This window comes from Sporomusa acidovorans, from assembly GCF_900101845.1.
GTDB lineage: Bacteria > Bacillota > Negativicutes > Sporomusales > Sporomusaceae > Sporomusa > Sporomusa acidovorans.
In genome coordinates this window covers 246,886-261,240 of record NZ_FNAM01000001.1, presented here as the reverse complement: position 1 = coordinate 261,240, position 14,355 = coordinate 246,886, and the positions used below count along the sequence as shown (strand labels likewise).

13 protein-coding genes are annotated in these 14,355 nt (G+C 41.3%); all 13 read left to right on the top strand.

Features of this window, described 5'->3' with window-relative positions; translation table 11 throughout:
• Positions 1–8 precede the first annotated feature (8 nt).
• Positions 9–1,079: a flavodoxin-dependent (E)-4-hydroxy-3-methylbut-2-enyl-diphosphate synthase gene (gene ispG / locus BLR65_RS01375; RefSeq protein WP_093791686.1), complete on the top strand. Its 1,071-nt coding sequence runs from the start codon at positions 9–11 to the stop codon at positions 1,077–1,079.
• A 160-nt stretch (positions 1,080–1,239) separates the two neighbouring features.
• Positions 1,240–1,908: an MgtC/SapB family protein gene (locus BLR65_RS01370; RefSeq protein ID WP_093791684.1), complete on the top strand. Its 669-nt coding sequence runs from the start codon at positions 1,240–1,242 to the stop codon at positions 1,906–1,908.
• A 34-nt stretch (positions 1,909–1,942) separates the two neighbouring features.
• Positions 1,943–5,635, top strand: a complete 3,693-nt coding sequence (locus BLR65_RS01365; protein WP_093791682.1) for a PolC-type DNA polymerase III — start codon at positions 1,943–1,945, stop codon at positions 5,633–5,635.
• 230 nt (positions 5,636–5,865) lie between these two features.
• Positions 5,866–6,324, top strand: coding sequence for a ribosome maturation factor RimP (locus BLR65_RS01360; protein WP_093791680.1), 459 nt, complete (start codon positions 5,866–5,868; stop codon positions 6,322–6,324).
• A 29-nt stretch (positions 6,325–6,353) separates the two neighbouring features.
• On the top strand, positions 6,354–7,433 hold the full coding sequence (gene nusA / locus BLR65_RS01355) for a transcription termination factor NusA (RefSeq protein WP_093791678.1): 1,080 nt from the start codon (positions 6,354–6,356) through the stop codon (positions 7,431–7,433).
• Positions 7,430–7,693 carry an RNase P modulator RnpM gene (gene rnpM / locus BLR65_RS01350; protein WP_169716859.1) on the top strand — a complete coding sequence of 88 codons (264 nt, stop codon included), beginning with the start codon at positions 7,430–7,432 and terminating at the stop codon, positions 7,691–7,693. The genes nusA and rnpM overlap by 4 nt, the downstream gene beginning before the upstream one ends.
• Positions 7,690–7,995 carry a L7Ae/L30e/S12e/Gadd45 family ribosomal protein gene (locus BLR65_RS01345; RefSeq protein WP_093791676.1) on the top strand — a complete coding sequence of 102 codons (306 nt, stop codon included), beginning with the start codon at positions 7,690–7,692 and terminating at the stop codon, positions 7,993–7,995. Before rnpM ends, BLR65_RS01345 begins: the two co-directional genes overlap by 4 nt.
• Before the next feature lie 37 nt (positions 7,996–8,032).
• Complete coding sequence (gene infB, locus BLR65_RS01340; RefSeq protein ID WP_093791674.1) at positions 8,033–10,621, top strand: translation initiation factor IF-2; 2,589 nt, start codon at positions 8,033–8,035, stop codon at positions 10,619–10,621.
• 30 nt (positions 10,622–10,651) lie between these two features.
• Entirely contained in the window at positions 10,652–11,008 is a 357-nt protein-coding gene (rbfA, locus tag BLR65_RS01335) for a 30S ribosome-binding factor RbfA (protein WP_093791672.1), read from the top strand.
• Between the two features lie 4 nt (positions 11,009–11,012).
• Positions 11,013–11,975: a DHH family phosphoesterase gene (locus BLR65_RS01330; protein WP_093791670.1), complete on the top strand. Its 963-nt coding sequence runs from the start codon at positions 11,013–11,015 to the stop codon at positions 11,973–11,975.
• A gap of 6 nt (positions 11,976–11,981) precedes the next feature.
• On the top strand, positions 11,982–12,866 hold the full coding sequence (truB, locus tag BLR65_RS01325) for a tRNA pseudouridine(55) synthase TruB (RefSeq protein WP_249030679.1): 885 nt from the start codon (positions 11,982–11,984) through the stop codon (positions 12,864–12,866).
• Positions 12,867–12,911: 45 nt separating this feature from the next.
• Positions 12,912–13,832: a bifunctional riboflavin kinase/FAD synthetase gene (locus BLR65_RS01320; protein ID WP_093791666.1), complete on the top strand. Its 921-nt coding sequence runs from the start codon at positions 12,912–12,914 to the stop codon at positions 13,830–13,832.
• Between the two features lie 140 nt (positions 13,833–13,972).
• Positions 13,973–14,239, top strand: a complete 267-nt coding sequence (gene rpsO, locus BLR65_RS01315; RefSeq protein WP_093791664.1) for a 30S ribosomal protein S15 — start codon at positions 13,973–13,975, stop codon at positions 14,237–14,239.
• Positions 14,240–14,355: the final 116 nt, after the last annotated feature.

Genomic DNA, 14,355 nt, shown 5'->3' with positions numbered 1-14,355 from the left:
ATAAAGAAATGCTGCGTAAGAAAACACGAGCAGTGCAAATTGGCAAACTATTTGTTGGCGGCAGTGCTCCCATTGCAGTTCAATCTATGACCAATACCCGTACAGACAATATTGATGATACGGTGGCACAAATTAAACGACTTACCGATGCCGGCTGTGATATCGTCCGTGTCGCCGTACCGGATATGGCGGCTGCTCAGGCCATCGAACAAATAAAAAAAGCAATTGAAGTGCCGCTAATTGCCGATATTCATTTTGATTACCGTTTAGCTATTGCCGCTATGGAACGTGGTGTTGACGGCCTCAGATTAAATCCGGGGAATATTGGTGAGGCCGATCATGTGACAGCCGTTGTTAAAGAAGCGAAAAAACGCCAAATACCTATTCGAATAGGGGTTAACGCCGGATCACTTAGCAAAGAAATTCTTGCCAAGCATGGTGGACACCCGACACCCGAGGCTATGGTTGAAAGTGCTCTACATCATATTGCTATATTGGAAAGCCACAATTTCCATGAAATTAAAATATCGCTAAAAGCGCATGATGTTCCCCTTACTGTGAGGGCTTATCAGCTAATGTCAGAAGCTGTAGATTATCCGTTGCATTTAGGCATTACCGAAGCCGGAACAATTCGCACAGGTGTCATAAAGTCGGCGGTAGGTATTGGAGCATTATTAGCCCAGGGAATTGGCGATACAATCCGTGTATCATTAACTGGGGACCCGGTAGAAGAAGTCCATGTTGCTAATGAAATTCTAAAATCCCTAGGGTTACGTAGATTTGGACCTACACTTGTATCCTGTCCTACCTGTGGGCGTTGCCGAATTAACTTGATTGATGTTGCTGAGACGGTAGAGGCCAAGCTTAGATCCATGAAAACTCCTATTACCGTAGCAGTAATGGGCTGCGTTGTGAACGGACCGGGAGAAGCCAAAGATGCTGATGTCGGTATTGCCGGCGGTAAAAATGAAGGTTTATTATTCAGCAAAGGCGAGATTATTCGTAAAGTACCGGAAAATGAGCTTGTGAGTGCCCTTTTTGCGGAAATTGATAAAATTAATAAAGCGACAAACAAGTAAAAGTTTGTTTGTCCAAACTTATGCGTCACACAAGAAAGATACTTATCGATAATAAAGCACTTTAATAAGCCAAAATGCTGCTGCTGAAACCGTAAGCTGATTTAAGGCGTGATACTTGCGATCACGTCTTTTTGGCTATAATGTATCGAGGGGTGAGAATATGCCGCCAATTAGTGAAACCGATATTGTTTTGCGACTGGTGATTTCCTGTATTCTTGGAGGGTTAATCGGCTTTGAGCGAGAGAACTTAGAGCGCCCAGCGGGATTGCGTACTCACATTTTAGTTTGTGTTGGTTCGGCTTTGATCATGCTTGTATCAATTTATGGATTTGCTAATTATGAAACTGTTAATAAGGATCCTGGACGGATTGCGGCGCAGGTAGTCAGCGGCATTGGTTTTTTAGGTGCCGGTACCATTTTGCGCGAAGGTTTGACAGTAACAGGGCTTACTACGGCAGCTAGTTTGTGGGTTGTGGCAGGGATTGGCTTAGCAATTGGCAGCGGTTTATTTTTTGTAGGTATTGCCGGTACCGCTCTGGTATTCTTAACATTAGTGCTATTTGGACAAATGGAGCGGCGCCATTGGAATAGATACCGTAATAGAATTAAGATTGTCGTGCGGGATCAACCAGGGCAGCTTGGGAGAATCGCCTTATTTTTTGGCCAACATAATATCAGTATTAAGAATGTAACCATGCACCATATACTTGAACAAAAAGTGATAAACCTTGAGTTTGTCTTAATAATGCCGGCAGACACAGATATGATAAAGATATTCGCAGAACTGACCGAAATTGATGGTGTGCTTTCCATTGATAAGTCGTGGTAAAATAATGGTGAGCTGTTATGATGGGAGAGGTTCGATGTCTAGTTATTGTATTATACCGGAAAACTGTCAGGGCTTTTTTCAATTTGTAGATCAATTACCGGTCGACAAGGTTAGCCGGGAATTACTGAGAACAACGCAAGTAAGTAAGGTTGAAGTCAATCCGTTAGTTAAGAAATGGATTATCTATGTTATTGCTGCCAAACCGATTCCTGAACAGGCAATTAATATTGCAGCAGAATATCTTTGCCGACGATGCGGTTTAACTAAGGTTGTTTTTAATCAACAAATTAAAGAGTTACAGCAATATTTGACCAGCAACTGGCCGGAGTTTGTTGAACAGATTGCAGATGGTCATTATGCTACGAAGCATTTGCTGTTACATGCTGCGTGGACATATGATGAAAAAACACTTACCATTGAAACCGTTGGGGGATTGTCAACAGCTATCCTGGAAGAGCGTGGCATAGAACGGCAAATAAAGACCTATATTCTCCGTGAATTTGGCTGTATTTGCGAAGTAAAATTCTTAAGTTCAAAAATCGAAGAACTACCTGAATGTGATGATGCTTTTTTAACGCCTGAATATAAAGAAGCGCTTACAGAAACGGTTGCTGTACAGGATAAAATACAGGATAAACCGAAAGTTAACGATAATCCAATTATATTTGGACGCAATATTCGGGGAGCAACTGATGCGGTTCAGCCGCTAAACACTATTCAGGAAGAAGCACGCAATATAATAGTGACCGGTGAGATTACTAACCATGAATTAAAAGAATTAAAATCAGGAAGGTTTTTGCTAACCTACGACCTTGTTGATTCCACTGACGGTATAAGCGGTAAAGCCTTTTTTGATAATAAAGAGCAGTTTGATAAAGCCGCCGGCAATATAAAAAACGGTATGCAAGTATTCGTTAAAGGTACAGTTCAATATGATCGATTTGCTAATGAATTAGTTCTATTTACAGATAGTATGTGTCGGGCAGCAAAAAAAGACGAACGACAAGATAATGCTCCTGTTCGTCGAATCGAATTACACGCTCATACCCGTATGAGTGCGCTTGATGCTGTTGTTTCTGCAAAAAAATTGATAAAGACGGCTGCTAAATGGGGGCATCCTGCTATTGCGATTACCGACCATGGAGTCGTGCAGGCGTTTCCTGAAGCTTTTGAGGAAGCGACTAGCGCTGGTATCAAAGTAATATACGGCATGGAAGGCTACTTGTTTGATGATGACATTAATCAGGCTCGACATATTATCATTTTGGCTCAAAATAATGTTGGCCTTCGTAACTTGTACCGCTTGGTTTCCATATCGCATCTTAGATATCTACACCGCACGCCGCGGATACCGCGTGTGATACTAAATGACTACCGTGAGGGATTATTATTGGGTTCGGCGTGCGAAGCCGGGGAATTGATTCATGCCATGGTTAATGGTGCTAGTGAGGAAGAATTAATTGCGATTGCTAATTATTACGACTATTTAGAAATTCAACCTATCGGCAATAATGAGTTTTTGCTGCGCAAGGGTAAGGTTGCAGATGAAGAAGGTTTGCGGGATATCAATCGAAAAGTTTGTGAGCTTGGGGGAAAGCTAGGTAAGCCGGTTGCAGCTACCTGTGATGTACATTTCTTGAATCCGGAAGATGAGATATATCGTCGAATTCTTATGGCTGGTCAAGGTTATGATGATGCCGATAAACAACCGCCGCTCTTTCTTAGGACAACTGAGGAAATGCTGGCTGAGTTTAGCTACCTTGGAGCTGAGAAAGCCTATGAGGTTGTCGTAGAAACTCCCAAATGTATCAATGATTTGATAGAAAACATCAAACCTATTCCTGAGGAATTGTATTCGCCGCAGATTCCCGGCGCAGAGGAAGAAATTAAATCTATGGCATATCAAAGAGCTGAGCAACTCTACGGTTCGCCTTTACCGGAAATTGTTTCTAAACGCCTGGAGAATGAACTCAATTCGATTATTAATCATGGTTTTGCCGTGTTATATTTTATAGCCCATAAGCTTGTAAAAAAATCGATGGATGATGGATATCTGGTCGGATCCAGGGGATCGGTAGGATCTTCTTTTGTTGCTACGATGACAGGAATTACCGAAGTTAATCCGTTGCCGCCACATTGGCGTTGCAAAAAATGTTGCTACAGTGAATTTATAACAGACGGGAGCTACGGTGGGGGTTTTGATCTGCCAGATAAAAGTTGCCCTAATTGTCACATAAAAATGGAAAAAAACGGCCACGATATTCCTTTTGCCGTATTTATGGGTTTTCATGGTGATAAAGTACCTGATATTGATCTTAACTTTTCCGGTGACTATCAGCCGGTTGCTCATAAATATACTGAAGAATTGTTTGGCCGCGATAATGTGTTCAGAGCGGGAACCATTGCTACTATTGCCGAAAAAACAGCTTATGGTTTTGTAAAAAATTATTTAAATGACAAAGGTTGTAATGCCCGTAATGCGCATATTAACAGCCTTTTAGCAGGATGTACGGGTGTAAAGCGTACTACCGGTCAGCATCCTGGTGGTATTATGGTTGTGCCTAGAGACATGGATGTACATCATTTTACACCAATTCAATATCCGGCAGATGATAAGAATTCGTCCACAATTACAACTCATTTTGATTATCACTCCATTAGTAGCCGTTTGGTAAAACTTGACATTCTAGGACATGACGACCCGACCGTAATTAGAATGCTGGAAGATTTGACGCATATTGATGCGAAAACAATTCCTTTGGATGATGCCGCGACGATGAGTTTATTTTCATCAACCGAGGCGCTCAACCTTACGCCGGAAGATCTCAATAGTACAGTTGCCACATTTGGGATTCCAGAGTTCGGAACTAAGTTTGTCAGGCAAATGCTTGAGGACACTAAACCTAAAACCTTTAGCGAACTGGTCCGAATCAGTGGCTTTTCTCATGGAACAGACGTATGGCTAAATAATGCCCAGGATCTTATCAGGAGTGGAACAGCAAAGCTTTCCGAGGCTATTTCTGCCCGCGATGATATCATGCTCTTTCTTATTCATAAGGGCGTTGATCCGCAAGTTGCTTTTAAAATTATGGAATGTGTACGTAAAGGCAAAGGTGTTAAACCGGACGATGTTGAAAAAATGCGGGCTAAAAATGTTCCAGAATGGTATATTGAGTCCTGCCAGAAAATCAAATATATGTTTCCTAAGGCTCATGCTGTAGCTTATGTTATGATGGCTTTCCGGATAGCGTACTGCAAAGTGCATTACCCACTCGCATTTTATGCCGCCTATTTTACTGTAAGAGCTACTGATTTTGACGCAGATATGATTGTAAAAGGAGATAAAGTAATTAAAGATGAACTTACCTTATTAGAGGAAAAAGGAAATACACTTTCTGTAAAAGAAAAGAGTATCCAGACAATTTTAGAAATGGCACATGAGCTGTACTTACGAGGTTTTGTTTTTCATAAGGTGGATTTATATAAATCTGATGCGGAAAAATTTCAGATTGTTGATAATGGACTTTTACCTCCGCTGGGCTCCTTACAAGGGGTAGGTGTGTCCGCCGCTCGCAACATTGTGACGGCCCGTCAGGAAAAGAGCTTTTCCTCAATAGAAGATTTACGTAATCGCAGCAGAGTATCGAAAACTGTTATAGAAATTCTTAAAAATCATGGCTGCCTGGATGGGATGGATGATACCGATCAAATTAGATTGTTTGCCTAAAAAAATTACAAGAAATTGTTGGTTGTAACATTACCATTTTAATGGTATAATAGATGAGTGTATAAAGGGGATTTGATTTTTTAAGAGTGGGTATTAAGCACCCACTCTTTCATCGTATTTCAGCACTAGTCAGTCTTACCATAATTAGGTATGAGGGTTAGAATATTAGGAAACAATAAGAAGTAAGAGGATTCGGCTTATAAAGTCCCTGTTGGAGGTGTTAATCTATTGTGTCGCAAGAAAAAATAGAAGCAGTTGTCGAAACTATTGTTTCAGAAATTATTGCCAAAAGTGATCTCGAGCTGGTTGATGTGGAATATACTAAGGAGCGGGACTGGTATCTAAGAGTGTTTATTGACAAAGAGACAGGCATCGAGATTGATGATTGTCAGTGGGTAAGTGAACAGCTTGAAGCCAAGCTGGACGAAGCCAACTTAATAAAAGATCATTACTATCTGGAGGTGTCTTCGCCAGGTCTTGACCGTCCGCTTAGAAAGGAACGTGATTTTATTCGTCATGCAGGTGATAAGGTTGAGGTAAAATCTTATGAGCCAATCGACGGTCAAAAATTAATTGTGGGAAATCTGATTGGTTTGGTCGATGGAAATATTCAGCTTGATATTGATGGGCAAACTGTATGTATTCCAAGGGAAAAGACTGCACAGATCAGACTTCACATAGAATTCTAGCATGGAAAATTGAATAAGGGGGGAATTTTATGAATGCAGAATTTATGCAGGCATTTGAACAGTTAGGAAGAGAAAAGGGAATTGCACCTGAAGTCCTGTTCGATGCAATTGAAGCGGCTTTAATTTCAGCGTATAAGCGTAATTTTGGCTCAGCCCAGAATGTAAGGGTATCTTTGGATAGATCTACCGGAGAAATCCATGTTTATGCTCGAAAAAATGTCGTGGATGAGGTCAATGATGCTCGTTTGGAATTGTCACTTAGCGAAGCCAAAGCGATTGATCCACGGTACGAACTGGAGGATATCGTTGAACTGGAAGTAACTCCGAAAAATTTTGGGAGAATTGCCGCTCAAACTGCCAAACAAGTTGTTGTTCAACGTATTCGGGAAGCTGAGCGGGGTATGATTTATGAGGAATTTTCCAATCGGGAAAGCGATATTGTAACAGGAATTGTACAACGTATTGAACAAAAAAATGTCTACATTGATTTGGGGAAGGCAGAGGCCATTTTGGCTCCTTCTGAACAAATCCCCGACGAAGTTTATAAACATAATGATAGACTAAAAACATACATAGTTGAAGTAAAAAAGACTACCAAAGGGCCGCAGATACTGGTATCTAGAACGCATCCCGGTCTTTTAAAACGGTTATTTGAATTAGAAGTACCAGAAATTCACGATGGTGTTGTGGAGTTAAAATCAGTAGCGCGTGAACCTGGCCTACGGTCTAAGATTGCGGTCTACTCGCGCGATGAAACCGTTGATCCAGTGGGAGCCTGCGTCGGTCATAAAGGTATGCGGGTACAAACTATTGTTAATGAACTCAAAGGTGAAAAAATTGATATTGTTAAATGGAATACCGATCCAGCAAAATATATTGCCAACGCATTAAGTCCCGCCAGGGTAATATCGGTAGAAATTCAGGAAACAGAGAAAATGTCAAGAGTGGTTGTGCCAGATTATCAGCTTTCGCTGGCAATCGGCAAAGAAGGGCAAAACGCAAGGCTTGCGGCAAAACTTACTGGTTGGAAGATTGATATTAAAAGCGAATCACAAGCTGCACAAGCAGCGAAGCTTTCTGTGGATTCGGCTCAGGAGGAATTGGTGTGAAGCCAAAAAAAATTCCTCTGAGAATGTGTGTTGGCTGTCAGGAAATGAAAATTAAGAAAGAATTGCTGAGAATTGTTCGGACGCCAGAGGGAGAAATTATTTTGGATCCTACAGGCAAGAAAGCCGGACGGGGTGCCTATATGTGCCGTAATGAACAGTGCTTGGCAAAAGCGTTTAAAGAAAAACGGCTGGAAAAAGCGCTGAAACATCAAATTGGCGAGGATGTTTATAATGCGCTTAGATCTGGAATTGCAGAATGAATGAACAAAAACTTATGTCACTTTTGGGATTGGCTCAAAAGGCCGGTAAGATAGTTTCAGGTGAATTTGGCGTACAGGGTGCTATTAAATCGGGAAAAGCTAAGTTGCTTATTATTGCTATAGACGCCTCTGATAGTACCCAAAAAGAATACCAACATCTGGCAAAATCAAGGAATATAGCTATGTTCTGTGCTTTATCTAAAGAGCAATTGGGGGGCGCTATCGGCAAAGCGCTAAGAGCGGTTGTTGCGGTAACTGATGAGGGTTTCACCAAACCTATTGTTACGATACTAAAAGCATAGTTCTACCTATGAGAGAGAAGAAAATGGGGGTGGATCAATGTCCAAATATAGAGTATATGAATTAGCCAAGGAATATAATACAACCAGTAAGGTTATTATAGATATTTTGGGCCGACATAACATTGTTGCTAAAAATCATATGAGTAGTGTGGATGAAGATGCGAAGGTAGCTGTCGAGAGAACGTTTGCTAGGAAGACCGGAACAACAGTACCACCGGCAACGGTACAGCCTGTTCAATCTGCCAGAACAGAACAACGAGAAACGGCGCAAGCCACAAAAGAAATAAAAACTTCTAGCCATGAACCTAATCGGCAACATAGCAGCCACCGGCAGCCACCTGCCAGTAACCGTCCAGTTAATAGCAATCAACAAACATTCAGTAATCGTTCCGGCAATAATCAACAGCAACAGGCCAATAATCGTCTAGGTAGTAGTCATCAGCAACAACATTCCGGAAACCGTTCTAATCAACAACAACAGTTTCATGACCATTCAGGAAATGATCGTCAGCAACATCAAATCAATCATCGTCCAGGCAACAATAATCAGCAGCAACAATTTAGCAATCGTCCTGGAAATAACACTCATCAGCCCAAAGCTAATAATCGTCAGGGCGTCAATCAGCAGCGACCACAAGCCGCGGCGCAACAGGCTAATACGCAACAACGTCATCCGCAAAACCGCCCTGTTGGTACGAGTGAAACAAGAATGCAAGGCCAGCAGAACCAAAATAACATTCGACGTTCCGCTAATAACTTTTCACGTAATAATGGCGGCCCAGGGCATGGCAATAAAAATAATGGGCAGCGGTCTAATCAGCATAAGCATCAACAAGCAGGTAAAAACCAGGCTAGCCATGTTAAAACTGAGATGCCAAAACCGAAGAGTATTAGAATTGGTGAATCCATTACTGTTAAAGATCTTGCCGGCAAAATGGGGCGGGAAGTTAGTGAAATTATCAAAAAACTGATGATGCTGGGCACCATGGCAAGTATTAATCAAGAGGTTGATTTTGACACTGCCACCATTTTAGGAGGAGAGTTTGGCGTTGCCGTAGAAGCCATCCCCCCTGAGGAAGATCCGACTGAAATCCCGGAAATTGAAGATGATGAAAGGGATTTAGTTTACCGTCCGCCGGTTGTTACCGTTATGGGTCATGTTGATCATGGCAAAACTTCACTGTTAGACTCTATTCGTCAGACACATGTTACGTCCCAAGAAGCCGGTGGGATTACACAACATATTGGTGCATATCAGGTTATGTGCCAAGGAAAGAAAATTGTTTTTCTCGATACACCTGGTCATGAAGCCTTTACCGCTATGCGGGCACGCGGTGCCCAAGTTACCGATATTGCCATTTTGGTAGTAGCTGCTGATGATGGTGTTATGCCTCAGACGATTGAAGCAATTAATCATGCAAAATCGGCAGGAGTGCCAATTATTGTTGCTATTAATAAAATTGACCGTCCAGGAGCAAACCCTGATAGAGTTAAGCAGCAGTTGGCGGAACACCAACTCATACCTGAGGATTGGGGCGGCGAGACTATTATGGTACCGGTGTCTGCTCATCAAAAAACGGGCATCAGCGACCTCTTAGAAATGATTCTATTAGTTGCCGAGATGCTTGATCTCAAAGCCAATCCAAACCGTCTTGCTTATGGAACAATTATTGAGGCCAAGCTTGATAAAGGACGGGGGCCGGTAGCAACTATCCTGGTCCAAAAAGGTACACTAAGAATTGGTGATACAATTATTGCCGGTACAGCATATGGTAAAGTACGGGCAATGACGAATGACCGTGGTGAAAAGATCAAAAAGGCTGAACCTTCTACGCCGGTAGAAGTACTTGGATTGGCCGATGTTCCTGAAGCAGGTGATATTTTAGTAGCTGTAGATGAACGTACGGCGAGAGTTGTAGCAGAAAAGCGTGTAGCCAAGAAACGCAGCGAGGAAATTAAACAATCGCAAAAAGTCTCTCTTGATGATTTATTTAAACAAATTCAAGAAGGTAATTTAAAAGATCTTAATATCGTTATTAAAGCAGATGTCCAAGGCTCGATTGAAGCTTTGCGGCAATCGTTGTTAAACATCAAAAATAAAGAAGTTAGAGTAAGCATTGTTCATGCCGGTGTTGGTGCGATCAACGAATCTGATGTAATGTTGGCAGCGGCTTCCAATGCACTGATTATTGGCTTTAATGTCCGGCCTGATGGCAATGCCCGCAAAGCTGCTGAAAGTGAAAAAATTGATATTAGGCTCTACCGGGTTATTTATGATGCTATTAATGATGTGGAAGCTGCAATAACCGGAATGCTGGCACCTGAGTTTAAAGAGGTAATCTTAGGACGTGTAGAGGTGCGGCAGGTAATTTCTATTCCGAAAGCAGTTGTTGCCGGTTCCTATGTAGTTGAAGGAAAAATTACAAGTACTTCACAAGTGCGATTAATTCGTGATGGTATTGTGGTTCATGAAGGCAAGCTTGAATCACTTCGCCGGTTCAAAGATGATGTGAAGGAAGTTTCACAAGGCTACGAATGTGGTATAACCATCGAGAAATTTCGTGATATTAAAGAAGGCGACACTATTGAGGCATTTACCATGGAAGAGGTCGCCCCAAAGGCTTAAAGGCATGTTGAGATAGTGGAGGAATTATGAATGGGACAACTGCGGGTAGAAAAGGTGCAGGAATTCATTAAACAAGAAATTAGTAAGATAATTCTTACTGAACTTAAAGATCCGCGCATTGGCTTTGTGACAGTGACCAGGGTAGAGGCTACGGGTGACCTACGCAGTGCTAAAGTATATATCAGTCTAATGGGAAATGACAATCAAAAAGCAGAAACTTGGGCAGGATTAACGAAGGCCTTAGGGTATGTGCGGGCGGAAATTGGCAAACGAATTAGAATGAGATTTACACCGGAATTATCGCTTCACCTTGACGAGACCTTGGAATATAGTGCCCGGATCCAGGAACTTATTCAAAAAATTAAGCAGGAAGAAGGCAATCAATAGCAATATGGAAGTATCTATTGAGCACAGCGCTAAGCTGTTACATGAGGCTAATCATATTGTGCTTACCGCACATATCCATCCTGACGGGGATGCGTTGGGGTCATTGCTTGCACTTTATGCTTACTTAGTAACTCAGGGCAAAACGGTTACTATGTTGCTTGATGATGATGTTCCCAGAAGTTTCAAATTTCTTTCTGCTTGGGAAAAAATCGAAAAACCGGAAAATGTACTACCAGACGTTGATTTGCTGGTCGTTCTTGATGCCAGTGATTTAGAGCGGATTGGCAGAGTTAAGGAAGTTGTTAAAGCACCGATTCTCAATATTGATCACCACATATCCAATCTTAAATTTGCTGAGTATTGGTATATAGATAGTCAAGTTGCGGCAACAGGAGAATTAATTTTTAGACTCCTTAAAGCAGCTACTGCTACCATCACCAGCAGTATGGCTACAGCGTTGTTTGTAGCGATAGCTACTGACTGCGGCTTTTTTCGTTATGCCAATACCTCGGCAGAAACTCTTAAAATTGCTTCAGAATTAGTCACATTAGGTGCTAAACCTCATATTATTTCGGAGTATCTTGATACAAAACCGCGGGCTGTAATCGAAGTATTGCCCAAAGTGCTGGAGACACTTGAAATAATTGATTGTGGTCAGGATCGGCAAATTGCATCCTTGACATTGTGTCAAAAGATTTTGACTGATTTTAAGGATGATACAGAAGGTTTTATTAACTACCCTCGCAACATTGAAGGTGTTGAAATTGCCATTATGTTTAAAGAAATCGATAATTGTAGTGTAAGAGTAAGTTTTCGTTCAAAAACAGTAGATGTCAGTCAGCTTGCGCTTGCCTTTGGCGGAGGCGGCCATGCGCGGGCAGCGGGCTGTACGGTGACTAAACCACTTGCTAAAGCAAAACAACTGGTTATTGCAGCAGCGAAGCAGCAATTAGCTAATAGTTTTTAGGAGCTAATGATGCAAACTGGCATAATAAATGTACTTAAGCCTCCTGGCATGACATCTCATGATGTAGTGTCATTTGTTCGGCGTTTATATAAAATTAAGAGAGTTGGGCATGCCGGGACTTTGGATCCGGCAGCAGCAGGGGTATTGCCGGTTTTTATTGGCAATGCAACCAGACTTATTGAATATTTTGCCGATGCGGATAAAAGTTACCGGGCCGAGCTTACTTATGGATTTGAAACAGATACTGGCGATGACACTGGGAACGTTATCAATAACTGCTCGTATATTCGACCGCAACGAAGTGAGATAGAAACTGTACTGGCTTCGTTTATCGGAGTGAATGAGCAAATACCGCCGATGTACTCAGCTATTAAAGTCGGTGGTAAGAAATTGTATGAACTGGCAAGAAAAGGTGAAATTATTGAACGAAAACCACGTAAGATTATTATTGATGCGATTACGCTTGTAACCGAACATGAAAACGGTATGGTTTTTGATGTAACCTGTTCCAAGGGAACTTATATCCGAACATTGTGTTCTGATATTGGCAAGAGGTTAAATTGTTTAGCGGTAATGAGTTTTTTGGTTAGGACCAGGGTAGGAGAGTTTCAGCTAGAACAGGCGTTAACTCTGGAAGAAATCGTCGCTAATAAGGAACTGGCTGTGCAGAAGGCTGATGCTAGTCTAAAACATTTTCCCGCAGTAATTTTAGCTGAGCACGAGTCGAAAGCTGTTAAGAATGGACGTAGTATCTGTTGTAATTGTAGCGATTCTGGTTTAGTTAAAATGTATGACTGGCAGAAAAACTTTATTGGTATCGGTCAAAAAACATGTCAGTTGACAGGCAATGCCATACTCAGTCCGGTGAAAATATTATCTACGGAGCCATAACGTTATAGATAATATAGGCGTTAATGAGGGAGAAACAGAAAAAGTATGAAAGTCTTTACCCAGATAGAAAACATTAAGAATTATCACTCCGTCTATATGGCTTTAGGTACTTTTGACGGCGTTCATATTGGACATCAGGCGATAATCAGACGTACTCTGCAACAGGCAAAAAAGGAAAATGTTACCAGTGCGGTTTTTACGTTCAGTAATCATCCTCTTTGCGTACTGGACGCAGAACGCTGTCCGTCGCTTATTACAACAAATCAGGATAAAGTCGCTTTAATCTCCGAGTTGGGGATTGATATATTATTCAATGTTCCTTTTTGTACAGAACTTTTGCAGCTAAGTCCTGAAAAATTTATTGAAAAACTGGTTACGAACATTAATCTTCGTCATATTATTATTGGCACTAACTTTACCTATGGATATCGTGGAACCGGAACACCGCGACTTTTAACGGCTGCCGGTGAAAAATACGGTTTTACAGTTGATGTGGTAGATATGGTGACTGTGGAGAGAGTTATTGTCAGCAGTACCGCTATCAGGCAACTGGTTACAGACGGTGCTGTTAAACAGGCTGCAATTTTGCTTGGACGACCATTAACTATTACTGGTAAGGTTATTAGAGGAGACCAAAGAGGACGAAAATTGGGTTTTCCCACGGCTAATATGGAGATTAGACAGGGGTTTTTGGTTCCGGCTGACGGGGTTTATGCTGTTCACGCTTATAGGCAAGATGGTGTAAAATTAAATGGAGTTGCCAATGTTGGCAATAATCCTACTTTTACACGGCAAACCCAACGGATCGAAGTACATATATTGGATTTTGACAAGAGTATTTATGGTCAGGAGTTAAGGATAGAGTTTATTGATAGAATTCGGGGAGAAATTGCTTTTAGCGATATTGAGCAGCTTAAAAAACAGATGCAGTCCGATATTGAATTATGTAGAAAGCAGTATTTTTAATCATTCTTTATTTACATGTTTTTGGTTTTATGATAGAATAAATTTTAGTGAGAAAATCACATTATTAACCATAGCGAGGATAATCGAGTCTCCGGCGATATCTTGGCTAATGGGGATAGACAAAAAAGGAGGTGAACCACGTGTTGACACCCGAAAGCAAGCAAAAGCTCATTGAAAAATTCCGTGTACATGTAAATGATACTGGGTCTCCTGAAGTTCAGATTGCAATTCTTACTGAACGTATTAATTATTTAACTGAACATTTAAGAGAACACAAAAAAGATCATCATTCCCGTCGCGGTCTATTAAAAATGGTCGGTCAGCGCAGAGGTCTCTTAAATTATCTGCGTGAAAGCGATATTGAACGGTACCGTTCGATTCTAGAAAAACTTAACTTGCGTAAGTAATAAAAAAGCGGATTTTCCGCTTTTTTATTTATTTGCTCGGTTAAATAAAAATAAAAAAGGGAATAATAAGAAAAATGTCGAACAGTTAATCTTTGCTAAAAGAAAAGGGGTTTATA

What these genes read in the sequence shown, in the direction of transcription:
- ispG (WP_093791686.1), top strand. Translation starts at nt 9, where the DNA reads ATGCTGCGTAAGAAAACACGAGCAGTGCAAATTGGCAAACTATTTGTT.
- BLR65_RS01370 (WP_093791684.1), top strand. Translation starts at nt 1,240, where the DNA reads ATGCCGCCAATTAGTGAAACCGATATTGTTTTGCGACTGGTGATTTCC.
- BLR65_RS01365 (WP_093791682.1), top strand. Translation starts at nt 1,943, where the DNA reads ATGTCTAGTTATTGTATTATACCGGAAAACTGTCAGGGCTTTTTTCAA.
- nusA (WP_093791678.1), top strand. Translation starts at nt 6,354, where the DNA reads ATGAATGCAGAATTTATGCAGGCATTTGAACAGTTAGGAAGAGAAAAG.
- BLR65_RS01345 (WP_093791676.1), top strand. Translation starts at nt 7,690, where the DNA reads ATGAATGAACAAAAACTTATGTCACTTTTGGGATTGGCTCAAAAGGCC.
- infB (WP_093791674.1), top strand. Translation starts at nt 8,033, where the DNA reads ATGTCCAAATATAGAGTATATGAATTAGCCAAGGAATATAATACAACC.
- rbfA (WP_093791672.1), top strand. Translation starts at nt 10,652, where the DNA reads ATGGGACAACTGCGGGTAGAAAAGGTGCAGGAATTCATTAAACAAGAA.
- BLR65_RS01330 (WP_093791670.1), top strand. Translation starts at nt 11,013, where the DNA reads ATGGAAGTATCTATTGAGCACAGCGCTAAGCTGTTACATGAGGCTAAT.
- truB (WP_249030679.1), top strand. Translation starts at nt 11,982, where the DNA reads ATGATGCAAACTGGCATAATAAATGTACTTAAGCCTCCTGGCATGACA.
- BLR65_RS01320 (WP_093791666.1), top strand. Translation starts at nt 12,912, where the DNA reads ATGAAAGTCTTTACCCAGATAGAAAACATTAAGAATTATCACTCCGTC.